The organism is Pseudomonas sp. GM80 (assembly GCF_000282515.1).
Classification (GTDB): Bacteria; Pseudomonadota; Gammaproteobacteria; order Pseudomonadales; family Pseudomonadaceae; genus Aquipseudomonas.
This window is the reverse complement of the sequence record NZ_AKJD01000251.1, coordinates 52,676-78,590: the sequence shown is the minus strand read 5'-3', so window position 1 is coordinate 78,590 and position 25,915 is coordinate 52,676. Positions and strand designations below refer to the sequence as shown.

General features: G+C 60.1%; 24 protein-coding genes. 8 read left to right on the top strand and 16 right to left on the bottom strand.

Going from position 1 to position 25,915, the window contains the following annotated elements:
- Nucleotides 1-81: 81 nt before the first annotated feature.
- Both PMI37_RS28900 and PMI37_RS28895 read right to left on the bottom strand, forming a co-directional pair.
- Nucleotides 82-975: an alpha/beta hydrolase family protein gene (locus PMI37_RS28900; protein WP_008088100.1), complete on the bottom strand. Its 894-nt coding sequence runs from the start codon at nucleotides 973-975 to the stop codon at nucleotides 82-84.
- 31 nt (nucleotides 976-1,006) lie between these two features.
- Complete coding sequence (locus PMI37_RS28895) at nucleotides 1,007-1,804, bottom strand: crotonase/enoyl-CoA hydratase family protein (RefSeq protein ID WP_008088098.1); 798 nt, start codon at nucleotides 1,802-1,804, stop codon at nucleotides 1,007-1,009.
- 149 nt (nucleotides 1,805-1,953) lie between these two features.
- Here PMI37_RS28895 and PMI37_RS28890 point away from each other — a divergent pair, with 149 nt between their 5' ends.
- Both PMI37_RS28890 and PMI37_RS28885 read left to right on the top strand, forming a co-directional pair.
- Entirely contained in the window at nucleotides 1,954-2,529 is a 576-nt protein-coding gene (locus PMI37_RS28890; RefSeq protein WP_008088096.1) for a TetR/AcrR family transcriptional regulator, read from the top strand.
- 81 nt (nucleotides 2,530-2,610) lie between these two features.
- The gene (locus PMI37_RS28885; RefSeq protein ID WP_008088094.1) at nucleotides 2,611-3,336 is read left to right on the top strand and encodes a transporter substrate-binding domain-containing protein; all 726 of its coding nucleotides are present in this window, start codon (nucleotides 2,611-2,613) and stop codon (nucleotides 3,334-3,336) included.
- Nucleotides 3,337-3,523: 187 nt separating this feature from the next.
- Here the strand turns inward: PMI37_RS28885 and PMI37_RS28880 are convergent, their stop codons facing one another.
- The 5 genes from PMI37_RS28880 to ribBA all read right to left on the bottom strand — a co-directional run bounded on the left by PMI37_RS28880 (nucleotide 3,524) and on the right by ribBA (nucleotide 8,910).
- On the bottom strand, nucleotides 3,524-4,678 hold the full coding sequence (locus PMI37_RS28880; protein WP_008088092.1) for an ABC transporter ATP-binding protein: 1,155 nt from the start codon (nucleotides 4,676-4,678) through the stop codon (nucleotides 3,524-3,526).
- 16 nt (nucleotides 4,679-4,694) lie between these two features.
- On the bottom strand, nucleotides 4,695-5,504 hold the full coding sequence (locus tag PMI37_RS28875) for an ABC transporter permease (RefSeq protein ID WP_008088090.1): 810 nt from the start codon (nucleotides 5,502-5,504) through the stop codon (nucleotides 4,695-4,697).
- Nucleotides 5,505-5,510: 6 nt separating this feature from the next.
- On the bottom strand, nucleotides 5,511-6,458 hold the full coding sequence (locus tag PMI37_RS28870; protein ID WP_008088088.1) for an ABC transporter permease: 948 nt from the start codon (nucleotides 6,456-6,458) through the stop codon (nucleotides 5,511-5,513).
- Nucleotides 6,455-7,480: an ABC transporter substrate-binding protein gene (locus PMI37_RS28865; RefSeq protein WP_008088087.1), complete on the bottom strand. Its 1,026-nt coding sequence runs from the start codon at nucleotides 7,478-7,480 to the stop codon at nucleotides 6,455-6,457. The genes PMI37_RS28870 and PMI37_RS28865 overlap by 4 nt, the downstream gene beginning before the upstream one ends.
- Nucleotides 7,481-7,800: 320 nt before the next feature.
- Nucleotides 7,801-8,910, bottom strand: a complete 1,110-nt coding sequence (gene ribBA, locus PMI37_RS28860; RefSeq protein ID WP_008088084.1) for a bifunctional 3,4-dihydroxy-2-butanone-4-phosphate synthase/GTP cyclohydrolase II — start codon at nucleotides 8,908-8,910, stop codon at nucleotides 7,801-7,803.
- A gap of 68 nt (nucleotides 8,911-8,978) precedes the next feature.
- Here ribBA and PMI37_RS28855 point away from each other — a divergent pair, with 68 nt between their 5' ends.
- On the top strand, nucleotides 8,979-9,275 hold the full coding sequence (locus PMI37_RS28855; RefSeq protein WP_008088081.1) for a DUF1330 domain-containing protein: 297 nt from the start codon (nucleotides 8,979-8,981) through the stop codon (nucleotides 9,273-9,275).
- Nucleotides 9,276-9,472: 197 nt separating this feature from the next.
- On the opposite strand, the gene PMI37_RS28850 is transcribed toward PMI37_RS28855, so the two are convergent.
- The 7 genes from PMI37_RS28850 to PMI37_RS28820 all read right to left on the bottom strand — a co-directional run bounded on the left by PMI37_RS28850 (nucleotide 9,473) and on the right by PMI37_RS28820 (nucleotide 14,879).
- On the bottom strand, nucleotides 9,473-10,036 hold the full coding sequence (locus PMI37_RS28850; RefSeq protein ID WP_008088079.1) for an NUDIX hydrolase: 564 nt from the start codon (nucleotides 10,034-10,036) through the stop codon (nucleotides 9,473-9,475).
- A 1-nt stretch (nucleotide 10,037) separates the two neighbouring features.
- Complete coding sequence (locus tag PMI37_RS28845) at nucleotides 10,038-10,790, bottom strand: GntR family transcriptional regulator (RefSeq protein ID WP_008088077.1); 753 nt, start codon at nucleotides 10,788-10,790, stop codon at nucleotides 10,038-10,040.
- Nucleotides 10,791-10,832: 42 nt separating this feature from the next.
- Nucleotides 10,833-11,237, bottom strand: a complete 405-nt coding sequence (locus tag PMI37_RS28840) for a carboxymuconolactone decarboxylase family protein (protein ID WP_008088075.1) — start codon at nucleotides 11,235-11,237, stop codon at nucleotides 10,833-10,835.
- A 210-nt stretch (nucleotides 11,238-11,447) separates the two neighbouring features.
- Complete coding sequence (locus PMI37_RS28835) at nucleotides 11,448-11,933, bottom strand: flavin reductase family protein (protein WP_008088067.1); 486 nt, start codon at nucleotides 11,931-11,933, stop codon at nucleotides 11,448-11,450.
- A gap of 12 nt (nucleotides 11,934-11,945) precedes the next feature.
- Complete coding sequence (locus PMI37_RS28830) at nucleotides 11,946-13,427, bottom strand: aldehyde dehydrogenase (protein ID WP_008088056.1); 1,482 nt, start codon at nucleotides 13,425-13,427, stop codon at nucleotides 11,946-11,948.
- The gene (locus tag PMI37_RS28825; protein WP_008088048.1) at nucleotides 13,424-14,257 is read right to left on the bottom strand and encodes an alpha/beta fold hydrolase; all 834 of its coding nucleotides are present in this window, start codon (nucleotides 14,255-14,257) and stop codon (nucleotides 13,424-13,426) included. Before PMI37_RS28825 ends, PMI37_RS28830 begins: the two co-directional genes overlap by 4 nt.
- Before the next feature lie 31 nt (nucleotides 14,258-14,288).
- Nucleotides 14,289-14,879 carry an amino acid synthesis family protein gene (locus PMI37_RS28820; protein WP_007917992.1) on the bottom strand — a complete coding sequence of 197 codons (591 nt, stop codon included), beginning with the start codon at nucleotides 14,877-14,879 and terminating at the stop codon, nucleotides 14,289-14,291.
- Nucleotides 14,880-15,305: 426 nt separating this feature from the next.
- On the opposite strand from PMI37_RS28820, the gene PMI37_RS28815 reads away from it, so the two are divergent.
- A complete protein-coding gene (locus PMI37_RS28815) occupies nucleotides 15,306-16,349 on the top strand; it encodes a WD40/YVTN/BNR-like repeat-containing protein (protein ID WP_008088047.1) in 1,044 nt (347 codons plus the stop codon).
- Entirely contained in the window at nucleotides 16,346-18,730 is a 2,385-nt protein-coding gene (locus tag PMI37_RS28810) for an efflux RND transporter permease subunit (RefSeq protein WP_008088046.1), read from the top strand. The genes PMI37_RS28815 and PMI37_RS28810 overlap by 4 nt, the downstream gene beginning before the upstream one ends.
- Before the next feature lie 178 nt (nucleotides 18,731-18,908).
- Here the strand turns inward: PMI37_RS28810 and PMI37_RS28805 are convergent, their stop codons facing one another.
- Nucleotides 18,909-19,628 carry a FadR/GntR family transcriptional regulator gene (locus tag PMI37_RS28805; RefSeq protein ID WP_008088045.1) on the bottom strand — a complete coding sequence of 240 codons (720 nt, stop codon included), beginning with the start codon at nucleotides 19,626-19,628 and terminating at the stop codon, nucleotides 18,909-18,911.
- Between the two features lie 223 nt (nucleotides 19,629-19,851).
- Nucleotides 19,852-21,588, bottom strand: a complete 1,737-nt coding sequence (locus PMI37_RS28800) for an IlvD/Edd family dehydratase (protein ID WP_008088043.1) — start codon at nucleotides 21,586-21,588, stop codon at nucleotides 19,852-19,854.
- A 193-nt stretch (nucleotides 21,589-21,781) separates the two neighbouring features.
- Between PMI37_RS28800 and PMI37_RS28795 the strand changes: the two genes are divergently transcribed.
- The 3 genes from PMI37_RS28795 to PMI37_RS28785 all read left to right on the top strand — a co-directional run bounded on the left by PMI37_RS28795 (nucleotide 21,782) and on the right by PMI37_RS28785 (nucleotide 25,846).
- Nucleotides 21,782-23,104: an MFS transporter gene (locus PMI37_RS28795; protein WP_008088041.1), complete on the top strand. Its 1,323-nt coding sequence runs from the start codon at nucleotides 21,782-21,784 to the stop codon at nucleotides 23,102-23,104.
- A 159-nt stretch (nucleotides 23,105-23,263) separates the two neighbouring features.
- Nucleotides 23,264-24,256 (top strand): AraD1 family protein, encoded by a 993-nt coding sequence (gene araD1, locus PMI37_RS28790; RefSeq protein ID WP_008088038.1) that lies wholly within the window; start codon nucleotides 23,264-23,266, stop codon nucleotides 24,254-24,256.
- Between the two features lie 9 nt (nucleotides 24,257-24,265).
- Complete coding sequence (locus PMI37_RS28785; RefSeq protein WP_008088036.1) at nucleotides 24,266-25,846, top strand: aldehyde dehydrogenase (NADP(+)); 1,581 nt, start codon at nucleotides 24,266-24,268, stop codon at nucleotides 25,844-25,846.
- Nucleotides 25,847-25,915: the final 69 nt, after the last annotated feature.

Sequence of the window (25,915 nt, the reverse complement as noted above, 5' to 3'; positions counted from 1 at the left end):
GAGTGAAACGAGGCTGCGATCTGTTGATCTTGTTTTTAACAGCAAGATCAACAGATCGCAGCCTGCGGCAGCTCCTACAAGTTATGTGGTGTGTGCAGGGACGCTTTGCAGCCAATCAAGCACCTCATCCCACAACGGCTGTGCGCTTTCGCGGAAGTAACCCATGTGCCCGTACGGTTTGCTGCCCCGTGGCGGCTGCAGATCCAGCAATGTCAGCGGTGCATTCACCATGGCTTTGACAAACGCATCGCGCGAACGCGGCGGCGCCCACGGATCATCGACCGACGTGGCGAAAACGCATGGCGTTGTGACCTCGGCGTAGAGCGCATGCAGATGGCTCATCTCGGGGTCGTCGAAGTAGTAGTGGGGGAATTTGCACCAGCGTTTCCAGTCGTTGTAAACGCCCAGCGGCAAATCATCGCCCATGCCCAGCATGCTCCAGGCCATGTAGCCTTTGCGGGCGACAATCACCGGCAGCACAAACGTCCACATCAGACGGATTTTCCAGGCCTCGGTTCGGGACATCCAGCCGCTCCACCCCGCGCCACTGCCCAGGGTGTAGCAAGCTGTCAGGGCGGGGTGATTGGGCAACAGACCAATCGCGTGACCACCAAACGAATGGCCGACCCAATACAACGGCAACGCTTCCTGGCTTAGCAGATCCACTGCCGCCGCCAGATCCTGATAAGCCCAATCCAGATAAGACATCTCAAAGCCTTTGAGGGAAGCCGGCTTCGATTCACCGATGCCCCGGTAATCGAGGGTCAGCACGTGAAAGCCCTGGCGCGCCGCGTGCTCGGCAAAACGCCGATAAAAGCGCTGCTGGACCCCGGTGGCACCGGCCATGATCAGGTTACCTTTGACGACGCCCGCTGCGCCGTAGCGCTTGGCGGACAACGGATAACCATCGCGGGCAATGAGGGCGATGTCCTGTCTCTGGATCGATTTGGCAAAGGCTGCGGCCATGGTGTTCATGAAATTGTTCCGAGTGAGTTGAGCAAAGCCTTCAGCGACCTTTGAACTGCGGTTCGCGCTTTTGCATCATCGCCATGACGCCTTCGCGGACATCCTCGGTTTTGATCAGGGCCAGCAGTTGTTCATCAAGCTTCGACAGCGCCGCATCGTCTCCCTGATCCTGCGCCAGAAACGCCGATTGCAGCGTCGCCTGAATCGCCAGAGGCGCAGCCTTGACAATGCGTTCGGCGTATTCGATGGCGCGTGCCAGAGTCTGGCCGGGTGCGACCACTTCGGTCAGCAGGCGCATGTGCAGGGCGGCAGTGGCATCGAACTCTTCCCCCGTGAGCATGTAGCGCATGGCGGCGGTCCAGCCCGCTGCGCGGGTAAAGCGCACGGTGGAACCGCCGGCGGGTGAGATCCCGCGCAACACTTCCAGATGAGCGAAACGGGCATTGGTGGCGGCAATGCTGATGTCGGCGTTGAGCATCAATTCGATGCCCGCCGTCCAGCAAATGCCTTCAATGGCAACCACCACCGGTTTACGCCTGCGCGGTTTGGAAACGCCCCATGGGTCGATGCCTTCTTCAGGATACTTGAAGGCGCCTGACACCAGTTTCGGCGTCAGCTCCATCAAGTCCAGGCCTGCGGTGAAGTGCTCGCCATACGCGAACAGCACGGCGCAGCGCAGTTCGTCATTGCGCTCATACTCGCCGATGGCCAATGCCAGGTCCGTCAGCATTGCACTGTCGAATGCGTTGCGTTTGCCGGCGCGATCCAGACCGATCAAAAACAACTGACCGCGTTGTTCGCGGGTGACTCGGCCGGGGCCACTGTTGGCTTCGTTCATCTCTGCTCTCCCTGATTTTTTGTCGGCGGCCAGTTACTGACCATCTGTTCGGTAAATAGAAACTAAACGAACAGTTGGTAACCGTCAAATTGAGAAGGGCAGGCTTATGTCATAGAATCACCGCCAGTTATCCGGATCAGGAAATACCCGTGCGACCGTTGAAAATCCCCCGTGAAGAGCTGCTCCTGCGGTGCGCCAATACCTTCAAACGCCTCGGCTACCATGGCACCACCATGGACGTACTCGCGTCCGCTTGCGGCTTTACCAAGGCTTCGTTCTATCACCACTATCCGAACAAGGAGGCCTTGCTGCGTGACGTGCTCGACTGGACGCATCAGGTCATCAACCAGACCTTGTTTGCCGTTGCCTTCGACGAAAAACTCACGCCACAAGAACGCCTGAGCAAAATGGGCCGCAAGGCTGCGCGGCTGTTTCAGGATGACTCGATTGGTTGCCTGATGGGCGTGGTGGCGGTCGATGCGGCGTACGGTAAAAGTGAATTGCTGGAGCCGATTCGCGGATTTTTCGATGCATGGGCCAAGGCGTTTGCGCATTTGCTGGAAGGCCAGGTCGATGAGGGACAAGCCTTGCTGACCGCTCGACAATGGGTGGCGGATTACGAGGGGGCGATTCTGCTGGCGCGGGTCTATGGTGACGCGGCTTACATCGATGCGGTGACGCGTCGGGCGCTGGAACACTTGAGTGCCTGTCAGGCACCGACATAAGGCTTACGCGCTGTGTGTTGTGTCCTCGACAGTGTCAGCCACGACGCACACTGACTTTTTATCCGATCAGGGAGCAACACCATGAGTGCAATCACCCCGGCCGTGATGGCCGATCTCGCGCCCGACGGCGTGCTGCATGCCGCCATCAATTTTGGCAACCCGGTGCTGGCACAGCGCGGGGCGGACGGTGCGCCGCAGGGTGTTTCGGTGGCATTGGCCAAAGCATTGGCTGCCGAGTTGGGTGTCGAATTGGAGATGCGCACCTTTGATGCGGCGGGCAAGGTCTTCGCGGCGTTGGAAGAGGGCGTATGGAATCTGGCGTTTCTTGCGATCGAGCCGGTGCGTGAGGCGCAGATCGCGTTCAGCGAGCCGTACGTGATTATTGAAGGGACTTATCTGATCGAAGCGCAGGCACCGTATCGCAACGTCGAGGATCTCGATCAGCCAGGATTGCGACTGGCCGTTGGCAAAGGCGCAGCCTATGACCTGTTCCTCAGTCGCACGCTGAAGCACGCGCAACTTGAGCGTGCAGAAACCTCCGCTGGGGCGGTCGATCTGTTTATCGAGCAACACCTGGATGCCGCCGCCGGTGTCCGTCAGCCATTGCAGAAAGTCGCGGATGCCGACGCGCGTTACCGCGTGCTGGACGGTGCATTCACGGCGATTCGCCAGGCCATGGCGGTGCCCCGTGGGCGAGAGGCAGGCGCGGCGTACGTGCGGGCGTTTGTCGAGCGCAAGAAGGCTGAGGGGTTTGTCGCTGCCGCACTCGCCGAGAGCGGTCAGGGCGATGTAACGGTCGCGCCTTGAGATCAAAAAAAGTGCCACCGCGGCCCTGAGGCGCAAACACGGTTCAATTGTAGGAGTGAGCCTGCTCCCACATTTGCAATGCATTCCTGTAGGAGCTGTCGAGTGAAACGAGGCTGCGATCTGTTGATCTTTTTTTTTCACAGCAAGATCAAAAGATCGCAGCCTGCGGCAGCTCCTACAGGGGATTTCAGTGGGAGCCGGCGGCTTTGTTGAGGTCGCTTTCGCTCCATTCGGTGTAGACGCAGGCGTCGGCGGTGGCCCAGCGCACTTGCACCGGATCGCCAGCCTTGAGCGGCATGCCCGCGGCTGACAATGCTTTCACCGTCATCGAGGTTCCGCCGGAGGTGACCACGCTGCAGGTCTGGCTCTCACCGAGAAACAGCACTTCCACAACCTTCGCTGAAACCTCATTCCAACCCGACGGCAGCGGTTCGCTGATCGCCTGTGCCACGCTCAACGCCAGTGCCTTTTCCGGCCGCACCATCAGCAACACATCCTGATCGGTGTGCAAACCAGCGGTCAGGCGAATCGACAATGACTGCCCTTCAAACGAAGCCGCCGCATTGCCCTGCGCCTTGAGTTTGAGGAAGTTCGAATTGCCGAGGAACGACGCCACAAACGCATTCGGTGGGTTCTGATAAAGGTCATAACCGCTGCCCAAACCCACAATCTTGCCATGACTGAAAATCGCAATGCGCTGCGACAAGCGCATGGCTTCTTCCTGGTCGTGGGTCACGTAAACGATGGTGATGCCCAGACGGCGATGCAGTTGGCGCAGTTCGTCCTGTAAATCCTCGCGCAGTTTTTTATCCAGCGCACCGAGCGGTTCGTCCATCAGCAAAATGCGTGGTTCGTAGACCAAGGCGCGGGCGATGGCGACACGTTGTTGCTGGCCACCCGACAACTGCGAAGGGCGGCGATGGGCGAACTGTTCCAGTTGCACCAGTTTCAGCATCGCATCGACGCGCTTTTCACGTTCGGCGGCCGCGAGTTTGCGAATCGCCAAAGGAAACGCAATGTTGTCGCGCACCGACAAATGCGGGAACAGCGAATAGCGTTGGAACACCATGCCGATGTCACGCTTGTGCGGCGGCACATTGACCAACGATTCACCGTTGACGAGGATTTCGCCGCTGCTCGGCGTTTCAAACCCGGCGAGCATCGACAGCGTGGTGCTTTTGCCCGAGCCGCTGGAACCGAGGAAGGTCAGGAATTCGCCGTCCTTGATGTCCAGAGAGATGTTGTCGACGGCGGCAAAGTCGCCGTAGTGCTTGTTCAGGTTGCGCAGGCTGACCAGGGGTTTGTCGTTCTGCTGGGAAGCGTCTTTGATCACGGCACTCATGTCGTACTCCTGGCGCTCAGGCGCTGATTTCGTTGCGCCGGCGCAGCGCGGCGGCGATGACCATGACCAACACTGACAAGCCGATCAGCAGCGTCGAAGCGACGGCGATCACTGGCGTCAAGTCCTGGCGCAAGGTGGTCCACATTTTCACGGGGAGGGTTTGCAGGGTCGGGCTGGCCATCATCACGCTGAGCACCACTTCGTCCCACGAAACCAGGAAGGCGAAGAGGGCGCCGGCTACCATGCCCGGACGAATCGCCGGGAAGGTCACCTTGAACACCGCTTGCAGGCGTGACGCACCGCAGATCACCGCCGCGTCTTCAATCGACTGATCGAACAGCTTCAGCGAGTTGATGATCGAGATGATGGTGAACGGCAGCGCGACGATCACATGGCTGACGACGAAGGCGAACATCGTCCCGGTGTAACCGAGCTTGAGGAACAGCGCGTACACCGCCACGGCGATGATCACCAGCGGCACGATCATCGGCAGGGTGAACAGGCCGTAGAGCATTTCCCGGCCGGGAAAACGTCCGCGCACCAGCGCAAACGCCGTCGGCAAACCAAGGGCCACGGCGCAGATCGTCGTCAGCACAGCAACCTTGAGGCTGGCGGCAGCGGCGCTCATCCAGTCCGGGTTGGAGAAGAACTGGCCGTACCATTTCAGCGTCCAGCCCGGTGGCGGAAACACCAGCCACTGCGAGGAGCCGAACGACAGCAGCACGATAAAGACGATCGGCAACAGCAGGAACAGACCGATCAGCCCGGTGGTTGCATACAAGCCGAAGCGCATGCGCCGGCTCATCGCATTGGGGGTCAGGAGCATGTCGGCTTACCTCGCGTTACTGGCGCCAACCGGGGATTCCGGCTGAAGCTTCAGGTAGAAGTAGAACAGCACCAAAGTGATCGCGATCAGCAACGCGGCGCCGGCACTGGCCAGGCCCCAGTTGAGGAACGATTGCACCTGCTGAATGATGAACTCCGGCAGCATCATGTTCTGCGCCCCGCCGAGCAGCGCCGGGGTGACGTAGTAACCGAGCGACATGACGAACACCATCAAGCCACCGGAGGCCAGACCCGGCCGACACAGCGGCAGGAACACCCGGAAGAAGTTGGTCCACGGACTGGCGCCGCAGATCGAACCGGCCTGCAGAATCATCGGGTCGATGGCCTGCATGGTCGCCTGCAATGGCAGGACGATGAACGGAATCATGATGTAGCTCATGCCGATCACCACGCCGGTGAGGTTATGCACCATTTCCAGCGGCTGATCGATGATGCCCATCGCCATCAAGGCTTTATTGATTACGCCGGATGCTTGCAGCAACACCAGCCACGAATAGGTGCGGGCGAGCAGGCTGGTCCACATCGACAGCAGCACGATGTTGAGAATCCAGCGTCCCCAGCCGCGCGGCACCAGCGTGATCGCCCAAGCCAGTGGAAAGCCCAGCAGCAGGCTGAACAGCGTTACCAGCCCAGCCACCGAAAAGGTGTTGAGCAGCACCCGGGCATAGGCCGAGTTGGCGAACAATTGTTCATAGTTGCCAAGGCCAGGCGTCGGTTCGAGCACGCCGCGCAACAGCAGGCCAATCAACGGCGCGAGAAAAAACAGGCCGATGAACAGCAGCGCCGGTACGAGGTTGCCGGCGCCGCGCCAGCGTTGTTTGAGGGACGGGGCTTGCTGCATCGCAACCGCCTGTGTTCCGTGGGCCGAGCCGGCAGCGCTTTGGGCGCTGCCGGTGGCAGTGGAGGGACGGGACGCGGAGGCCGCCATTTTCATTTGACCAGCCATTCGTTCCACCGTGTCGCGATGGCCTGGCCGTTTTTGGCCCAGTACGCGAAATCAAGAGTGATCTGATCCTTAGCGTAGGCAGTCGGCAGGTTGGGGGCCAGCGTCGAATCCAGACGCTCCACACTGTCGAGGTTGACCGGGGCGTAGGCGGTCAGGTTGGAGAAGTCGGCCTGGCCTTTGGCGCTGCTGGCGCTGGCCAGAAACTTCATCGCCGCGTCCTTGTTTTTCGAGCCCTTTGGAATCACCAGAATGTCGGCCATGACCAGGTTCTGTTTCCAGCTCACGCCGACCGGCGCGCCGTCTTCTTGCAGGGCGTGAATGCGACCGTTCCAGAACTGACCCATGCTCGCTTCACCGGACGCCAGCAGTTGCTGCGACTGCGCGCCGCCGCCCCACCAGACGATGTCTTTCTTGATGGTGTCGAGTTTCTTGAAGGCGCGATCCAGGTCCAGCGGGTAGAGCTTGTCGGCGGCTACGCCATCGGCCAGCAGCGCCAGTTCGAGCACGCCAGGGCTTGGCCATTTGTAGAGGGCGCGTTTGCCGGGGTAGGTTTTGGTGTCGAACAGGGCGCTCCAGTCCTGCGGCTTGTTGGCGCCGAGTTTGCCCTCGTTGTAGCCGAGGACGAAGGAGAAGAAGAACGAGCCGACACCGTGATCGCTGACGAAACGCGGGTCGATCTTGTCGCGCTGAATCACTTTGAAATCGAGGGGTTCGAGCAGGCCTTCAGCGGCGGCGCGCAGGGCGAAGTCGGCTTCGACATCGACCACGTCCCATTGCACGTTGCCGCTCTCGACCATGGCTTTGAGTTTGCCGTAGTCGGTCGGGCCGTCCTGCACGACGGTGATGCCGCTGGCCTTGCTGAACGGATCGGCCCAGGCCTGTTTCTGCGCATCCTGGGTGCTTCCGCCCCAGCTGACGAAGTTCACGCTTTCGGCCGCCATTGCAGCCTGGCCGGTGACGCTGAGCAGTCCCGCAAAAAAGATCGCGGTTGCAGCTTTGTTCAACACCATGTTCACGCCCTCATTGTTGTGTTTTTGAGCGGGCTTGCGTTGTTGCCCGCCTGTCGGGAGCAGTAGCTGGACGTTCGTTGAAACGTCCGGTCTATGGAATATCATATTATGGTATTCCAAACTTTGTGCAAGCACTTTGCCTTACCGGTTATCTGGCGGCCGTCCTTTTTTGTGGTTCGAAAAAATGAATCTGGAATGCAAAACCCCTGTAGGAGTGAGCCTGCTCGCGATAGCGGTGTATCAGCCAACATCATTGTTGAATGTCACACCGCAATCGCGAGCAGGCTCACTCCTACATTTGGATTTGTGTTTGGCGCGGGTTATTCGCTGAAGGGGATGCTTTCGACGACTTCCAGGTCATACCCGGTCAACCCGGCGTATTTGAGCGGCGGGCCGAGATGGCGGAGTTTGCCAACCCCCAGATTCTGCAGAATCTGCGCCCCAGTCCCCACCTCGGAATAAATCCGCGATTGCGAGCGACTGAACTGCCGTGGCGGCTGGGTCAATTGCGGCACCCGCTCCAGCAACGCCTGCGAAGACTCATGATTGGCCAACACCACCACAACCCCATGCCCCTCAGCCGCGACCCGTTGCAACGCCGCCCACAACGTCCAGTTCGCCGGCCCGCTATATTCCGCGCCAACCAGATCCCGCAGCGGATCAATCACATGCACGCGCACCAGCGTCGGCTCTTCGCGGCGCAGATCGCCCATGACCATCGCCATGTGCACGCCGCCCTCGATGCGATCCTCAAAGGTGATCAAACGGAACGTGCCATGCACCGTCGGCAGCTCGCGTTCACCAATCCGTTCGATGGTGTGTTCGGTGCTCAGGCGATAGTGGATCAGGTCGGCGATGGTGCCGATCTTGATCCCGTGCTTGCGCGCAAACACCTCCAGATCCGGGCGGCGGGCCATGGTGCCGTCGTCGTTCATCACCTCGACGATCACCGAGGCCGGGGTGAAACCGGCCAATCGAGCCAGATCACAACCCGCTTCGGTATGCCCGGCGCGGGTCAGCACGCCACCTTCCTTGGCGCGCAACGGGAAGATATGACCGGGCTGCACCAGGTCTTCAGCGCGAGCATTCGGCGCGACGGCGGCGGCAACGGTGCAGGCGCGATCAGCCGCCGAGATACCGGTGGTCACGCCCACCGCCGCTTCGATCGACACGGTAAACGCGGTGCTGAACACGCTGCCATTGGCCGGCACCATTTGCTCCAGGCCCAGACGCTGGCAGTGGTCGTCGGTGAGCGTCAGGCAAATCAGCCCGCGCGCTTCACGGGCCATGAAGCTGATCGCCTCAGGCGTGCAACGGTCGGCGGCCAGCAACAGGTCGCCTTCGTTTTCGCGGTCTTCGTCATCGACCAGCAAAACCATTTTGCCGAGGCGATAATCTTCGATGATTTCTTCAATGCTGTTGAAGGCCATGCTGGACTCTCAGGGTTCGTTGGAAATATATTGGTATACCATAATACAAAATCAACAAAGAGGTCACTATGAAGGCGTACTGGATTGCTCATGTGGATATAGCCGATGCCGATCACTACAGCCAATACACCCAGCGCGCGCCGGCAGCCTTCGCCGCGTTTGGCGCGAAGTTTCTGGCAAGAGGCGGGCGCAGCGAGGCGATGGAAGGGCGCGAGACGCCGCAACGCAGCGTAGTGATCGAGTTCGAGAGCTATGAAAAGGCTGTGGCGTGCTACCACTCGGCGGCGTACCAGGAAGCGAAGAGTTATCGCGAGGAATGGGCGAGGGCGGAGATCATCATCGTCGAAGGCATGCCGCCAGTTTAAGCAGCATCACAAACCCCCTGTAGGAGCTTGATCGTTCCCACGCTCCGCGTGGGAATGCCTCTTCGGACGCTCCGCGTTCGGCTTTGAAAGGGACGCGGAGCGTCCCGGGCTGCATTCCCACGCGGAGCGTGGGAACGATCAAAGATCGCAGCCTTCGGCAGCTCCTACAGGGACTTTGGGGTGTCAGAGGGATGTGATCAGCGGATGAAGTGGATCTTGCCGCTGTCATCATTGCCCATGTAAATCCCATACACCCCAGCCTGACGCTCTTCGATATAGCGCTCAAGAATCTGCCGGATCGCCGGGTAATAAATCTGCTCCCACGGAATGTCTTCAGGCGCGAAGAATTTGTAATCCATGGTCTCCGGCCCGTACTGCCCGGTAATCTCCAGCGCGATCGCGCGAAAGATGATGTACACCTCGCTGATCTTCGGCACGCTGAAAATCGAGTACGGCGAGACGATTTCCGCGCGCACGCCGCTTTCTTCCCAGACTTCGCGGACGGCCGCTTGCTCGGTGGTCTCGCCGCTTTCCATGAAACCGGCGGGCAGCGTCCAGGTGCCCGGGCGCGGGGGAATCGCCCGTTGGCACAGCAGGTATTTGCCGTCCTGCTCGATGATGCAGCCGGCAATGATTTTCGGATTGATGTAGTGGATGTAACCGCAGCCACGGCACATCAGGCGCTCGTGCGTATCGCCCGGCGGTATCTGCTGACCGAGGTCAGGGCCACCGCATTTCGGGCAAAAGCTCGGGCTGAACATATCAGTGACCTATACGGGGTTCTTTCAGCGCGATCGGCAGGGTCATGGCCGGGGTTGCGCCGGTCTCTTCCTGTTTGCGCTTGAGGTAGTCGAGCGCTACCGCAGCGGCAGCGCGTACGTGGTCGACACAGGCCTGATGCGCCACCAGCGGATCGCCGCCCTTGATCGCCTCGACCATTTTTTCCATTTCCTGATTACTCGCGCCGCGACGGTTTTCCTGCGACACCGAAGTCGCGCGCAGGTAGCTGATGCGCGCCTGCAACTGACGCAACTGAGTGGCCGCGACATGGTTGCCCGAGCCTTCGAGCAGCACGTCGTAGAAGCCTTGCACCGAGTCGATCACCTGTTGCAGTTCGCCGTCCTTGAGCGCCTTGCGGTTCTCGTCGAGGGCTTTTTCCAGGGCTTTGATGTCCTTGGCTTTGGCGCGCAGGGTGAACAACTGCACGATCAAGCCTTCGAGTACGCAACGCAGTTCGTAGATGTCGACGGCATCGGCGAGGGTGATGATCGCCACGCGCGGGCCTTTGGCATCGGCGAACTCGACCAGGCCTTCGGATTCCAGGTGACGCAAGGCTTCACGCACGGAGGTGCGGCTGACGCCCAGGCGATCGCATAGATCGCGCTCGACCAGACGATCACCGGGCATGAGCTGGAAATTCATGATCGCGCTACGCAGTTTATCCAGCACGATTTCGCGCAGGGTAACGGGGTTGCGATTGACCTTGAAGCTGTCGTCGAGGGGCTGGCGTTTCATGGGGTCCGCTCTTTCGGTTGGCTGTCCATGCCAGACGGGCATCTAAACAGCCGAGGGGTTAACTGGGGCTTCGGCGTCGGCTTCGGCAAAGGCTTCACGGGCCAGCCGGAAACTGTCCACGGCTGCCGGAACGCCGCAATAAATGCCGACCTGAAGCAGAATTTCGCGTATTTGCTCACGACTCAGGCCGTTACGCAAGGCGCCACGCACATGCAGCTTGAGTTCGTGCGGACGGTTGAGCGCCGAGATCATCGCCAGGTTGATCATGCTGCGCTCCTTGAGCGACAAGCCTTCACGCCCCCAGACGTGGCCCCAGCAGTATTCGGTGACCATTTCCTGCAGGGGGCGGGTGAAGTCGTCGGCGTTCTCGATTGAACGCTGCACGTAGGCTTCACCCAATACCTGAGTGCGGATCTTCAGGCCTTTTTCATACTTTTCGTTACTCATCATTCCTCCTCACAATGCAGATCCTCTTGTTGGAATGAACCCTGTGGTGAGGGGATTTATCCCCGACGGGGTGCGAAGCAGCCCCAACACCTGCAACCGCGATTTGCCAGACATACCGCGTGCGATGGTTTTACGGCTGCTTCGCAGCCGGTCGGGGATAAATCCCCTCACCACAATGGGCAGTTCCACAGTGGGATGTGTGTGGATCTGTCAGGCCAGGGTAGGCAACGGGCCGAGCTTGCCTTTGTGGTAGATCATCGGTGTCACCGGTTGCTCGGGAAGGATCAGGTTCTTCACCGCGCCAACAATGATCGCGTGATCACCACCATCATATTCCCGCCACAACTCGCACTCGATGATCGCCGTCGCCTTGGCGAGAATCGGATTACCGAGTTCGCTCAAATGCCACTCGATGTCCTTGGCCTTGTCCTTGCCTTTACCGGCAAAGGCATAGGCCTCGGCGGTCTGGTCAGCCGACAGCAAGTGAATCGCAAACTTCTTGCTGTCACGCAGAATCGGATAAGTGTCGGAGGCGTAGTTTGGGCAGAACAGCACCAGCGCCGGGTCAATCGACAGCGCGCTGAACGCACTGGCGGTGATGCCGACGATCCCGCCCTCCGGGTCAACAGTGGTAACCACCGTGACGCCGGACGGGAACGAGCTCATGACGTCTTTGTAAATGCCGGGTTCGATCATTTCGCAGGACTCCTAGCGCATCACAAACGGATCAGGCATCGGCGCCTGAGAAAGGTTGATCCACACCGTTTTCAGTTCGGTGTAGGCCAGCACCGAATCGATGCCGCTTTCGCGTCCATAGCCACTGTTCTTGAAGCCGCCGATCGGTGCCATCGCTGACACCGCGCGGTAAGTGTTGACCCAGATAATCCCCGAGCGCACATCGCGAGCGAGGCGATGCGCCCGGCCCAAATCACGCGTCCAGATGCCGGCGGCGAGGCCGAACTGCGAGTCGTTGGCGATCGCCAGCGCTTCCGCTTCATCTTTAAAGCGGATTACCGAAGCCACCGGGCCAAAGACTTCTTCCTGCATGATCTTCATCGAATTGCGGTCGCATTCGAACAGCGTTGGCTCATAGAACCAGCCTTCGCCGAGATCGGTTGGCCGCTTGCCGCCGGTACGCAAACGCGCGCCCTCGGCAATGGCATCGGCGACCAAACCTTCGACCACCGCCAGTTGTTGCGCGGTGGCCATCGGGCCCATTTCGCTGTTGTCTTCCTGCGGGTTGCCGATGCGAATGCGCTGGGCGCGTTCGACCAGTCGATTGACGAACTCGTCGTAGATCTCGTCCTGCACCAACAGCCGCGAACCGGACACGCAGCTCTGACCGGACGCTGCGTAGATCCCGGCAATCGCGCCGTTGATCGCGCTGTCCAGGTCGGCGTCGGCGAAGATGATATTCGGCGACTTGCCGCCCAGTTCCAGCGACAGCTTGGCGAAGTTCTCGGCGCTGCTGCGCACCACATGCCGCGCTGTCGCCGCGCCGCCGGTGAAGGCGATTTTGCGGATCAGCGGATGGCGGGTGAGGGCGGCGCCGGTGCTCGGGCCGTAACCGGTGACAACGTTGACCACGCCCGGCGGAATCCCGGCTTCGAGGGCCAGACGCGCCAGTTCCAGAATCGTCGCCGAGGCGTGCTCGGACGGCTTGATCACAATCGTGTTGCCAGCGGCGAGGGCCGGGGCGAGTTTGATCGCAGTCAGGTACAGCGGGCTGTTCCACGGAATGATCGCGGCCACAACACCCATCGCTTCGTGCACGGTGTAGGCGAACAGATCAGGCTTATCCAGTGGCAACGTGCCGCCTTCAAGCTTATCGGCAAGGCCGGCGGTGTAGTGGAAGAACTCCGGCAGATAACTGACCTGGCCACGGGTTTCGCGGATCAGCTTGCCGTTGTCGCGGCTTTCCAGCTGCGCCAGTTGTTCCTTGTTCTCTGCGATCAAATCACCGAGACGGCGCAGTAACTTGCCGCGTGCGGTGGCGGTCAGGCCGCGCCACGCCGGGCTGTCGAAAGCAGTCTGTGCCGATTGCACGGCGCGCTCGACGTCCGCCTCATCAGCGTCGGGCAGCTCGGCCCAGGCTTGCGCCGTGGCCGGGTTGAGGCTTTCGAAGGTCTTGCCGGAGAGGGCGTCGACCCATTCTCCGCCGATGCACATCTGGAAGCGTGCGAGTGTCATGCAACGATCCCCTTTATATGGTTTTGTCGGGAGTGTGCGAATTGGAGAAATTCCAGCAGCGTCTGATTGACCAGACGCGGCGACTCTACGGGCATCATATGCCGTTGCTCGGGCAGCACGGCAACCTTTGCACCGGGGATGCGTCGAGCCAGTTGCTCGGCCATTTCCGGGGTCGAACCCGGGTCGAGTTCGCCGGTGGCGATCAGCGTCGGCGCCTGAATGCTGCCGAGGTCGTCGGCGCGGTACATGTCTTGGGTGGCGAACAATTCGTAGGTGGTCAGGTAACCCTGCGGATCATTATTGGCAAGGGTCTGGCGCAATGCGGCGATCTGCGCCGGATTGGCCGCCTGATATTCGCGGCTGAACCAGCGTGACAGCGCCGCTTCGGCATTGGCGTCCGGGCCATGTTCGGCCGCTTGCGCGGTGCGAGCAATGACGCCGGCACGCTGTTCTTCGCTGCGGTTGAACACGCTGTTTAACACCACCAGGCTTTGCAGGCGCTGCGGATAATGCAGGGCAAAGGCCCGCGCGACCAGACCGCCCATGGAAAAACCGATCACCGCTGCCTGTGGCAGATTCAGGTGATCGAGCAACTCTAGCAACTGATCGGCGTAACCGAGCAGATTGGTGCCGCTGGCCGGTCGCGGGCTGGCGCCATGCCCGAGCATGTCGTAGGCGATCACTTGGTATTGGCTGGACAGGCCGACAATCTGGCCGCCCCACATTTCTTTATTCAGGCCCACGCCGTGGATCAAAACCACGGGCTGGCCTTGGCCGGTCGCCAGGTAACTGGTGCCAGCCGGGGTGAGTTCAGCGGTGAGCCGAATCATGGAGCGCTCCTGCAATGCCTTTTTATTGTGGTTACTGGGCTTTTTCGGCGGCCAGTTCTTCCAGATCGATGTAGCGGTTGCCAATGCGCGGGTGCAGGCGACCACCGTCGGCGCAGCCCAGCACCACAACGATTTCGTCGGCACGCGGCGCGTCTTCGATCTGCATTTCCAGGGTGATGTAGTGCGAACGCTGACCTTCGTCGTCCTTGTGCATCATCGGGATCTGGATCGAGGTGCCCGGGCCGCCGCGCTTGTTGGTGAAACTCAAGTAGCTCTTGGCGTTGACGGCTTCACGGTAGTGATTGCCGAAGCGCAGGGTGTGGATCACGGCGGAGGCGTGTTCGATTTCGCCGTCAGCGCCGACCACGGCGGCTTTGCCGTAGGCCTCGATTTTTTCCGCACCGCCGATGATGCCGACCAGACGCTCAACCATCAGCGCACCGAGGTCGGAGCAGTTGGCGCGGATCTGCGGCTTGAGGTCTTCGACGAAACCGTTGCCCACCCAAGGGTTTTTCATCACCACGGCGAGGCCGACCATGGTCACTGGCTTGTCAGTGGCTTTGCCGCCTTCGATGAAGGTTTCTTCGACATAGCTGACGATCTTGCGAATTTCGAAACTCATGAGCTGCTCCATAGGGGATTGAGAGTGTCTGTGCGTCTGATGGTATACCATAATACCGATCGTGCAAGTCCCCTCCGCAAGATTCCCCTCATCCATCCGACGAATCCTCCGTCATCACAACGCGAAATCCCTGTAGGAGCTGCGGCACGCTGCGATCTTTTGATCTTTAAAGACCAGGATCAAAAGATCGCAGCCTCGTTTCACTCGTCAGCTCCTTCAGGGGGATGCGTTCAGCCCGTGCGGTTAACAAAAGATAACGTGGCGCCGATTGTCAGACGTTTCGAAAGCCCGATAGGATGAGCCAGCTTCCGAAGTGGCTCTGGATTGCGGGTTTCAGGACTATGCTCCTGAGCAGCCATCAGCGGAGCACACTTGCGGCGCCCTTGAAGGCCAGATGGCCTAACAATAATAAAGAGGGGAAGGTCTATGAGTCGTTGCCGCCCGCCGGCGTTACGCAACACCGCGTTGCTGGCTACAGCACTGTCCATGCTGGGTCTGGCCACGTTATCGGCACCGGTGATCGCCGCCGAGGCCCCAGCCGACGTGGTCTATGCCACCGAATCCGGCAAAGCCGCGAAGAGCCTGATTCTCGATGTTGTCCACGCCGGAACCCGGCTGGTGGCGGTCGGGGATCGCGGGCACATCCTTTATTCCGATGATCAGGGCAAAACCTGGACCCAGGCCAAGGTGCCGAGCCGGCAACTGCTGACCGCCGTGTATTTTGTCGACGACAAACACGGCTGGGCGGTCGGGCATGACGCACAAATCCTCGCCAGCGCAGACGGCGGTCTGACCTGGACCAAGCAATTTGAAGACCTCAAACGTGAATCGCCGCTGCTCGATGTCTGGTTCAAGGACGTCAACAGCGGCTTCGCCGTGGGCGCTTATGGTGCGCTGTTGGAAACCACCGACGGCGGCAAGAATTGGCAAGACGTCAGCGATCGCCTCGACAACGAAGACCAGTTCCACCTCAACGCCATCGCGGCGGTGAAGGATGCCGGGCTGTTCATCGTCGGCGAGTCGGGCAGCATGTTCCGCTCCGCCGACGACGGCCAGACTTGGGAAAAACTCGAAGGCCCGTACGAAGGTTCGCTATTCGGCGTGATCGGCACGGCCCAGCCACAAACCTTGTTGGCCTATGGGTTGCGCGGCAACCTCTACCGCTCTACCGATTTCGGCAGCAGCTGGGAGCAGGTCGAACTGAAAGCCGCGCGCGGTGCGCTGGAGTTCGGCCTGTCTGGCGCAACCTTGCTGCCGGACGGCTCGATTGTGATCGTCGGCAACGGCGGCTCGGTGATCAGCAGCAGCGACAACGGCGAGACCTTCAGTGTGTTCAACCGTCCGGATCGCATCTCGCTGTCTTCCGTCACCGCGGCCGGCGACGGCAACCTGATTCTGACCGGGCAGGGTGGCCTGCACACGACCCAGCCAAACGGCGCCGAAGTTAATAATAAGAAGGCGGGGCTATGACTTCCTTGATCACTCCTCAGCAGGAAAAGGCGACGTTTCTTGAGCGCCTGATTTTCAACAACCGCCCGGCAGTAATCCTGATCTGTCTGGTGGTGAGCATTTTCCTGTTCTGGCAGGCGACGCTGATCCGGCCGTCGACCAGTTTCGAAAAAATGATCCCGCTCAAGCATCCGTTCATCGAGAAGATGATGGAGCACCGCAACGATCTGGCGAACCTTGGCAACACCGTGCGCATTTCGGTCGAAGCCACCGACGGCGACATCTTCTCCAAGGAATACATGGAGACCCTGCGTCAGATCAACGACGAGGTGTTCTACATCTCCGGTGTCGACCGTTCCGGCCTGAAGTCGCTGTGGAGCCCGAGCGTACGCTGGACCGAAGTGACCGAAGAGGGTTTTGCCGGCGGTGAAGTGATCCCGCAGAGCTACAACGGCTCGCAGGACAGCCTCGATCTGCTGCGCAACAACGTGCTCAAGTCCGGCCAGGTCGGGCGTCTGGTGTCCAACGACTTCAAGTCGAGCATCGTCGACATTCCGCTGCTGGAGTCCTACCCGGACCCGCAGGATCAGGGCAAGTTGCTGGCGCTGGACTACCGCCAGTTCTCCCATGAACTCGAAGACAAGATCCGCAACAAGTTCGAAGCGCAAAACCCCAACATCAAGATCCACATCGTCGGTTTCGCCAAGAAAGTCGGCGACTTGATCGACGGTCTGGTGATGGTGGTGCTGTTCTTCGGCATCGCCTTTGTCATCACCCTGATCCTGCTGTTGTGGTTCACCAACTGCGTGCGCAGCACCATCGCGGTACTGAGTACGACGCTGGTGGCGGTGGTCTGGCAGCTTGGTTTGATGCACTTCTTCGGTTTCGGGCTCGATCCCTATTCGATGCTGGTGCCGTTCCTGATTTTCGCCATCGGTATTTCTCACGGCGTGCAGAAGATCAACGGTATCGCCTTGCAATCAAGCGAGGCCGACAACGCCCTGACCGCAGCGCGGCGCACCTTCCGGCAGCTGTTCCTGCCGGGGATGATCGCGATTCTCGCGGATGCGGTGGGCTTCATCACGCTGCTGATCATCGACATCGGCGTGATCCGTGAACTGGCCATTGGCGCGTCGATCGGTGTGGCGGTGATCGTGTTCACCAACCTGATCCTGCTGCCGGTCGCCATTTCTTATGTCGGCATCAGCAAGCGCGCCATCGCCAAGAGCAAGAAAGACGCGAATCGCGAACATCCTTTCTGGCGCTTGCTGTCGAACTTCGCCAACCCGAAAGTTGCACGCATCTCGGTAGTGCTGGCGCTGATCGCCTTCGGTGGCGGCCTCTGGTACAGCCAGAACCTGAAAATCGGCGACCTCGACCAGGGCGCACCGGAACTGCGTCCGGACTCGCGCTACAACAAGGACAACAACTTCATCATCAACAACTACTCGACCAGTTCCGACGTGTTGGTGGTGATGGTCAAGACTAAGTCGGAAGGCTGCTCACGCTACGAAGCCATGGCGCCGATCGACGAACTGATGTGGAAAATGCAGAACACCGAGGGCGTGCAATCGGCGATCTCGCTGGTGACCGTGTCCAAGCAGATGATCAAGGGCATGAACGAGGGCAACCTGAAGTGGGAAACCCTGTCGCGCAACCCGGACGTGCTGAACAACTCGATTGCTCGTGCCGATGGCCTGTACAACAACAGTTGCTCGCTGGCACCGGTGCTGGTGTTCCTCAACGACCACAAGGCTGAAACCCTCGATCGTGCCGTTCACGCGGTGCAGGAGTTCGCCAAGGACAACAACAAGGACGGCCTGGAATTCATCCTCGCCGCCGGCAACGCCGGGATCGAAGCGGCCACCAACGAAGTCATCAAACAGGCTGAGCTGACCATCCTGATTCTGGTGTACATCTGCGTGGCGGTGATGTGCATGATCACCTTCCGTTCGTGGGCCGCGACCTTGTGCATCGTCCTGCCGCTGGTGCTGACTTCGGTACTCGGCAACGCGCTGATGGCGTTCATGGGCATCGGCGTGAAAGTCGCGACGCTGCCGGTGGTGGCGCTGGGTGTGGGCATTGGTGTCGACTACGGCATCTATATTTACAGCCGCCTGGAAAGTTTCCTGCGTGCAGGGCTGCCATTGCAGGAAGCCTATTACCAGACGCTGAAATCCACAGGTAAAGCGGTGCTGTTCACCGGCCTGTGCCTGGCGATTGGCGTGTGCACGTGGATCTTCTCGGCGATCAAGTTCCAGGCCGATATGGGGCTGATGCTGACCTTCATGCTGCTGTGGAACATGTTCGGTGCGCTGTGGCTGCTGCCGGCACTGGCGAAGTTCCTGATCAAGCCGGAGAAACTGGCGGGGCAGAAGGGTAATTCGCTGTTTGCCCACTGATCTGAAGGGCTGAAACGACAAAGCCGCAACCTAGGGTTGCGGCTTTTTTACATTTTATGATCCACACAAAACCCTGTGGGAGCTGGCTTGCCAGCGATAGCGGACTTATCAGCCAACATCAGTGTTGAATGTTAAGCCCTCATCGCTGGCAAGCCAGCTCCCACAGGTTTTTTTGTGTTCAGGAGAGTTCTGTGCCAAGCACGACGCTGAGCGCACTGCGCGCATCATCCAGCTGCACCAGCGTTGCGTGGCGAGCGCCAAGGGCATCACGGTTTTCGATGGCGGTCAGAATTGCTTTGTGCCGCGGCAACGCCAGCTCATGCAGATTCGGCCGCTGATTCGAATGCTTCAACGCCTCGGCAATCGCCACCGAGAGCATGTTGCACAGATTCGCCAGCAAATCGTTGTGTGTCGCATCGGCAATCCGGCTGTGGAAATCCAGGTCCGGCTGCAACAACGCTTCTGGCGTCGGCGCCGCTTCCATGCGCTGATACGCCTCACCAATGGCGGCGATATCGGCATCGGTCGCGTGCTGAGCAGCGAGGGCAGCGGCGGCCGGTTCAATAATGCTGCGCACACTCGTCAGCACATTGAAAAATTCATTCTGCGGGCTGCTTTGCATCAGCCAATGCAGTACGTCCGGGTCGAGCATGTGCCATTCGCGGCGTGCCTTGACCACTGTTCCCACACGCGGCCTGGAATACACCAGACCTTTGGCCACCAACACCCGCGTGGCTTCACGCAACACCGGCCGGCTGACCGCGTACTCCTCGCAGAGCAAGGCTTCGGCGGGCAGTTTGTCGTCGGGCTTGAAGCGTCCGGAGACGATCTGCATGCCCAGTTCCTGGACGATGCGCGAGTGCATGCTTTTGCGGTCGGAGGGTTTGCGGTAATCCATGGGGAACGGCGCGATCCTGAGCGATGGAGATGCCGCGCATCATAGCAGGCACCAGACAAACTTGAGGGAGTACACAAAAGCAAATGTAGGAGTGAGCCTGCTCGCGATTGCGGTGTGTCAGCTGAACAATTGCTGACTGACACACCGCAATCGCGAGCAGGCTCACTCCTACAGGGGAATGCATTCCAATGTAGGAGCTGCCGAAGGCTGCAATCTTTTGCTCTTAATGGGAATGGCGCGGCACTTCAGCCCCTCGGCAACCGACCAGGAAGTCAAAGTCACAGCCCTGATCCGCCTGCAGCACATGGTCGATGTACAACTGACGATACCCACCCACCAACAATTGCTGCGGCGGTTGCAAATCTGCCATGCGCGCCGCCAGTTCGGCATCCGGAATATCCAGGTGCAGACGCCCGGTCGCGCAATCCAGCTCGATCCAGTCGCCTTCCTTCACCGTCGCCAAAGGCCCGCCAGCCGCCGCTTCCGGCGCCACGTGCAAAACCACCGTGCCGTACGCGGTGCCGCTCATCCGTGCATCGGAGATACGCACCATGTCCGTCACACCCTGCGCCAACAGCTTTGCCGGTAAACCCATGTTGCCGACTTCGGCCATGCCCGGATAACCCTTCGGCCCGCAGTTCTTCATTACCAGAATCGAATCTTTGTCGACATCCAGCTCCGGATCATTGATCCGCGCCTTGTACATGTCGAAGTTCTCGAACACCACCGCACGGCCGCGATGCTGCATCAGTTCCGGCGTGGCGGCGGACGGCTTGAGCACTGCACCGAGCGGCGCCAGATTGCCGCGCAACACACAAATTCCGCCGTCGGCGCGAATCGGATTGTCGAGCGTGCGGATCACCTCGTCTTCGCCATAGATCGGCGCGTCCTTGGTGTTCTCGCCGATCGACTTGCCGTTCACTGTCAACGCATTCGGATGAGGAATCAGATTGGCTTCACCGAGACGGCGCAGCACCGCTGGTAAACCACCGGCGTAATAGAACTCCTCCATCAGGAAACGTCCGGACGGTTGCAGGTCGACAATGGTCGGCATGCCGCGCCCCATGCGCGTCCAGTCATCCAGATCCAGCTCGACACCGATGCGCCCGGCGATGGCTTTCAAGTGAATCACCGCGTTGGTCGAACCACCGATGGCCGCGTTAACCCGAATAGCGTTTTCGAAGGCTTCCTTAGTGAGGATCTTCGATAGACGAAGGTCTTCGCGCACCATCTCCACCGCGCGCATGCCGGACATGTGCGCCAACACATAACGTCGCGCATCCACCGCCGGAATCGCCGCGTTGTGCGGCAGCGAAGTGCCGAGTGCTTCAGCCATGCACGCCATGGTCGACGCGGTGCCCATGGTGTTGCAGGTGCCCGCCGAACGCGACATGCCGCCCTCGGCTGCAAGGAAATCGTCGATGGTGATGGTGCCAGCCTTGACCTGTTCGCTGAGCTGCCAGACCACAGTGCCCGAGCCGATGTCCTTGCCCTTGTGCTTGCCGTTGAGCATCGGCCCGCCGGTCACGACAATCGCCGGCACGTCGCAACTGGCCGCGCCCATCAGCAGCGCCGGGGTGGTTTTGTCGCAACCGGTCAGCAGTACCACGCCGTCAATCGGGTTGCCGCGAATCGCTTCTTCGACGTCCATGCTCGCCAGGTTGCGGGTGAGCATGGCGGTCGGGCGCAGGTTCGATTCGCCGTTGGAGAACACCGGGAATTCCACTGGAAAACCACCGGCCTCGATCACCCCGCGTTTGACGTGCTCCGCGATCTGGCGGAAGTGCGCATTGCACGGGGTCAGTTCCGACCAGGTATTGCAGATGCCGATGATCGGCTTGCCATGGAACTGGTGGTCGGCGATGCCCTGATTCTTCATCCAGCTGCGGTACATGAAGCCGTTCTTGTCGGCCGTGCCAAACCATTGGGCGGAGCGCAGGGTGGGTTTCTTATCAGACATGATCGATTCTCTTATTGTATGACTATAGTGTTCCAGCTACGGCTTAATCTAAGCTCAAAATCCTAGGTTTGGAAGTGTTGTTGGTGAATTAGTATTACTATATAGTCGTTTTCGACGGAGGGATGGCCCTGGCGGTTTACCGTGAGAGGCGTCCCCCGAGGTTCTATAAAAACAACAATCGGAGACCGATCTCATGAGCCAGGAACTGCGGCTGATACGGCGCATTACGCTGAAACTGATTCCCTTCCTGATCCTGCTGTACCTGATCGCCTATGTGGATCGCTCCGCCGTTGGCTTCGCCAAGCTGCACATGGGCGCCGACATCGGCATCGGCGATGCGGCTTACGGCCTCGGCGCCGGACTGTTCTTCATTGGCTACTTCCTCCTGGAAATCCCCAGCAACCTGATGCTCGAACGCTTCGGCGCACGGCGCTGGTTCGCGCGAATCATGATCACCTGGGGCGCCATCACCATCGGCATGGCCTTCGTCCAGGGCCCGCACAGTTTCTACGTGATGCGCTTTCTGCTCGGCGCGGCCGAGGCGGGGTTCTTCCCCGGCGTTCTCTACTACATCACCCAATGGTTCCCGGTACGCCACCGCGGCAAGATTCTGGGGCTGTTCATTCTTTCCCAGCCCATCGCGATGATGATCACCGGCCCTGTGTCCGGCGGTTTGCTCGGCATGGACGGCGTGCTCGGCCTGCACGGCTGGCAGTGGCTGTTCATCGTCATCGGCACCCCGGCGATCCTGCTGACCTGGCCGGTGTTGCGCTGGTTGCCGGACGGTCCGCAGCAAGTGAAATGGATGGATCAGGCGGAAAAAGACTGGCTTACCGGTGAACTGAAAAAGGATCTGCAGGAATACGGCCAGACCCGCCACGGCAACCCGCTGCATGCGCTGAAAGACAAACGCGTGTTGCTGCTGGCGCTGTTTTACCTGCCGGTGACGTTGAGCATTTATGGCTTGGGTTTGTGGTTGCCGACGCTGATCAAACAGTTCGGTGGCAGCGATCTGGTCACCGGTTTCGTCTCATCGGTGCCGTACATCTTCGGGATCATCGGTCTGCTGATCGTGCCGCGCAGTTCTGACCGTTTGAATGATCGTTACGGGCACCTCGCCGTGCTTTATGTGCTGGGCGCGATTGGTCTGTTCATGAGCGCTTGGCTGTCGTTGCCGGTGGCGCAACTGGCGGCATTATGTCTGGTGGCGTTTGCGCTGTTTTCCTGCACGGCGGTGTTCTGGACCTTGCCGGGGCGGTTCTTTGCCGGTGCGAGTGCGGCGGCGGGGATTGCCTTGATCAATTCGGTGGGCAATCTCGGCGGGTACATCGGGCCGTTCGTGATTGGTGCGTTGAAGGAATACACCGGCAATCTGGCGTCAGGGCTGTACTTCCTCTCGGGGGTGATGGTGTTCGGCTTGATCCTGACCGGCATCGTCTACCGTGTGCTGGAACGCAAACACGTGCTGCCGGTTGACCAATTCGCCGCCAGCGCCCGCGGTGCAACCCGTACCTGAAACCCAACCACCAATCACCACTAAACCTGTGGGAGCTGGCTTGCCAGCGATGACGGCGGCACATCCAACATCAATGTGTCAGACAGATTGCCATCGCTGGCAAGCCAGCTCCCACAGGGTTTTGCAGTGTTTCGAAGTTTTGTAGAAAGGAGAGGACATATGCATCTGGTTCAATTCGAATTAAGCAACCGCGAACGCCGCGTCGGCGTGGTCGACAACGGTCTGGTGCGCGAAGTGCAGGACGCCCGCACAGTGCGCGATCTGGCCCTGGCCGCGATCGAGGCCGGCAACACCCTTGAGCAGCAAGTGCAAACCTTGGGCCTCGGCATCAGCCACGACTACGCCGAACTGCTGTCACAACTGCGCATCCTGCCGCCACTCGACCACCCGGACCCGGCGCACATGCTGATCAGCGGCACCGGCCTGACCCATCTGGGCAGCGCTTCGGCGCGCGACAAGATGCACCAGCAAGCCGGCGACGAAGCGACGATGACTGACACCATGCGTATCTTCAAATGGGGCGTGGAGGGCGGTAAACCGGCGGCGGGGCAGGCCGGTGTGCAACCGGAATGGTTCTATAAAGGCGATGGCAGCATCGTCGTCCGCCCCGGCCAGCCGTTCCCGGTACCGCCGTTTGCCGAAGACGCCGGCGAGGAGCCAGAAATGGCCGGCCTCTACCTCATCGGCAACGACGGCAAGCCTTATCGACTGGGCTTTGCGGTCGGCAACGAGTTCTCCGACCACGTCATGGAGCGCAAGAATTACCTGTACCTCGCGCACTCGAAATTGCGCAGCTGCAGTTATGGTCCGGAACTTCGCACCGGTCAATTGCCTCAACACCTTGCCGGCAGCAGTCGCATCCTGCGTGACGGCGAAGTGCTCTGGCAGAACGAGTTTCTCAGCGGCGAGGCGAACATGTGCCACAGTCTCGCCAACCTCGAATACCACCACTTCAAGTACAGCCAGTTCCTGCGTCCCGGCGACGTGCACATCCATTTCTTCGGCACCGCGACCCTGTCGTTTGCCGATGGCATCCGCACCCAGCCGGGCGACGTCTTCGAAATCAGCCAGGCCGAATTCGGCGCACCGCTGGTCAACGGCATCGTCCCGGTACCAGCGGCGTTTGAACCGGACAGCATCGGCACCCTTTAAGGAGATCCCATGACTCAGATTCTCGGTCACAACTACATCGGCGGTCAGCGCAGTGCCGCTGGCAATGTAAAACTGCAATCGGTCGACGCCACCACGGGCGAACAACTGCCCCACGATTTCATTCAGGCCACGGTTGAAGAAGTCGACGCCGCCGCCAAAGCCGCCGCTGCCGCGTACCCGGCCTATCGCAGCCTCAGCGCCGAACGCCGCGCGCAGTTTCTCGACGCGATTGCCGATGAGCTGGACGCGCTGGGTGATGACTTCGTTGCCGTGGTCTGCCGCGAAACCGCGTTGCCGGCCGGTCGTATTCAGGGGGAGCGCGGGCGTACCAGCGGGCAAATGCGCTTGTTTGCCAAAGTGCTGCGTCGCGGCGATTTTTACGGTGCACGAATTGATTTGCCGTTGCCGGATCGTCAGCCGTTGCCACGTCCGGATCTGCGTCAATACCGCATCGGCCTCGGCCCTGTAGCGGTGTTCGGCGCGAGCAACTTTCCATTGGCCTTTTCCACCGCTGGCGGCGACACCGCGTCGGCATTGGCCGCCGGTTGCCCAGTAGTGTTCAAGGCCCACAGCGGTCACATGGCGACAGCAGAACTGGTCGCCGATGCACTGATCCGCGCAGCGGAAAAAACCGCGATGCCGGCGGGCGTGTTCAATATGATCTACGGCGGTGGCGTCGGTGAATGGCTGGTCAAGCACCCGGCGATTCAGGCGGTCGGTTTCACCGGTTCGCTCAAGGGGGGTCGTGCGCTGTGCGACATGGCTGCCGCGCGCCCCCAGCCGATCCCGGTGTTCGCCGAGATGTCGAGCATCAACCCGGTGATCGTTTTGCCGCAGGCACTGGCCGAGCGATCCGAAACCATCGCCCGCGATTTGACCGCCTCGGTGGTGCAGGGCTGCGGTCAGTTCTGTACCAATCCGGGTCTGGTCATCGGGATTCGCTCGCCAGAGTTCAGCGCGTTCGTGCAGCAGGTCGCTGGTTTGATCGGTGATCAACCGGCGCAAACCATGCTCAACGCTGGCACCCTCGGCAGCTACGGCAAAGGCTTGCAGAAACTGATGGCGCATCCTGGCATCGAGCATCTGGCCGGCAATCCACAGCAAGGCAATCAGGCGCAGCCGCAGTTGTTCAAGGCGGATGCCAGCCTGTTGATCGATGGCGATGAAGTGCTCCAGGAAGAAGTGTTCGGCCCGACCACGGTGATTGTTGAAGTGGCCGACAAAGCCCAACTCAGCGCCGCGCTGCACGGCCTGCATGGGCAACTGACGGCGACGATTATCGGTGAGCTGGCGGACTTCGAGCGCTTCGCCGAACTGACGCCGCTGCTGGAACAGAAGGTCGGGCGCATTCTGCTCAACGGCTATCCGACCGGTGTCGAAGTGTGCGATTCGATGGTCCACGGCGGGCCATACCCGGCAACGTCCGATGCGCGCGGCACCTCCGTCGGCACGCTGGCCATCGACCGTTTCCTGCGCCCGGTGTGCTTCCAGAACTACCCGGACAGCTTGTTGCCCGAGCCGCTGAAAAACGCCAACCCATTGCGCATCCAGCGCCTGGTCGACGGCAAACCTAGCCGCGAAGCCCTCTGAAAAACACCCCTGTAGGAGCTGCTGAAGGCTGCGATCTTTTGATCTTGATCTTAAAAACAAAATCAAAAG

Excerpts from the sequence above, each read along its gene's own strand:
- PMI37_RS28830 (WP_008088056.1), bottom strand. The coding sequence starts at position 13,427 with ATGACACTCGCACGCTTCCAGATGTGCATCGGCGGAGAATGGGTCGAC.
- PMI37_RS28825 (WP_008088048.1), bottom strand. The coding sequence starts at position 14,257 with ATGATTCGGCTCACCGCTGAACTCACCCCGGCTGGCACCAGTTACCTG.
- PMI37_RS28885 (WP_008088094.1), top strand. The coding sequence starts at position 2,611 with ATGAGTGCAATCACCCCGGCCGTGATGGCCGATCTCGCGCCCGACGGC.
- PMI37_RS28865 (WP_008088087.1), bottom strand. The coding sequence starts at position 7,480 with ATGGTGTTGAACAAAGCTGCAACCGCGATCTTTTTTGCGGGACTGCTC.
- PMI37_RS28840 (WP_008088075.1), bottom strand. The coding sequence starts at position 11,237 with ATGAGTAACGAAAAGTATGAAAAAGGCCTGAAGATCCGCACTCAGGTA.
- PMI37_RS28835 (WP_008088067.1), bottom strand. The coding sequence starts at position 11,933 with ATGATCGAACCCGGCATTTACAAAGACGTCATGAGCTCGTTCCCGTCC.
- araD1 (WP_008088038.1), top strand. The coding sequence starts at position 23,264 with ATGCATCTGGTTCAATTCGAATTAAGCAACCGCGAACGCCGCGTCGGC.
- PMI37_RS28855 (WP_008088081.1), top strand. The coding sequence starts at position 8,979 with ATGAAGGCGTACTGGATTGCTCATGTGGATATAGCCGATGCCGATCAC.
- PMI37_RS28820 (WP_007917992.1), bottom strand. The coding sequence starts at position 14,879 with ATGAGTTTCGAAATTCGCAAGATCGTCAGCTATGTCGAAGAAACCTTC.
- PMI37_RS28805 (WP_008088045.1), bottom strand. The coding sequence starts at position 19,628 with ATGGATTACCGCAAACCCTCCGACCGCAAAAGCATGCACTCGCGCATC.
- PMI37_RS28895 (WP_008088098.1), bottom strand. The coding sequence starts at position 1,804 with ATGAACGAAGCCAACAGTGGCCCCGGCCGAGTCACCCGCGAACAACGC.
- ribBA (WP_008088084.1), bottom strand. The coding sequence starts at position 8,910 with ATGGCCTTCAACAGCATTGAAGAAATCATCGAAGATTATCGCCTCGGC.
- PMI37_RS28845 (WP_008088077.1), bottom strand. The coding sequence starts at position 10,790 with ATGAAACGCCAGCCCCTCGACGACAGCTTCAAGGTCAATCGCAACCCC.
- PMI37_RS28815 (WP_008088047.1), top strand. The coding sequence starts at position 15,306 with ATGAGTCGTTGCCGCCCGCCGGCGTTACGCAACACCGCGTTGCTGGCT.
- PMI37_RS28880 (WP_008088092.1), bottom strand. The coding sequence starts at position 4,678 with ATGAGTGCCGTGATCAAAGACGCTTCCCAGCAGAACGACAAACCCCTG.
- PMI37_RS28875 (WP_008088090.1), bottom strand. The coding sequence starts at position 5,504 with ATGCTCCTGACCCCCAATGCGATGAGCCGGCGCATGCGCTTCGGCTTG.
- PMI37_RS28870 (WP_008088088.1), bottom strand. The coding sequence starts at position 6,458 with ATGAAAATGGCGGCCTCCGCGTCCCGTCCCTCCACTGCCACCGGCAGC.
- PMI37_RS28800 (WP_008088043.1), bottom strand. The coding sequence starts at position 21,588 with ATGTCTGATAAGAAACCCACCCTGCGCTCCGCCCAATGGTTTGGCACG.
- PMI37_RS28810 (WP_008088046.1), top strand. The coding sequence starts at position 16,346 with ATGACTTCCTTGATCACTCCTCAGCAGGAAAAGGCGACGTTTCTTGAG.
- PMI37_RS28795 (WP_008088041.1), top strand. The coding sequence starts at position 21,782 with ATGAGCCAGGAACTGCGGCTGATACGGCGCATTACGCTGAAACTGATT.
- PMI37_RS28785 (WP_008088036.1), top strand. The coding sequence starts at position 24,266 with ATGACTCAGATTCTCGGTCACAACTACATCGGCGGTCAGCGCAGTGCC.
- PMI37_RS28900 (WP_008088100.1), bottom strand. The coding sequence starts at position 975 with ATGAACACCATGGCCGCAGCCTTTGCCAAATCGATCCAGAGACAGGAC.
- PMI37_RS28850 (WP_008088079.1), bottom strand. The coding sequence starts at position 10,036 with ATGTTCAGCCCGAGCTTTTGCCCGAAATGCGGTGGCCCTGACCTCGGT.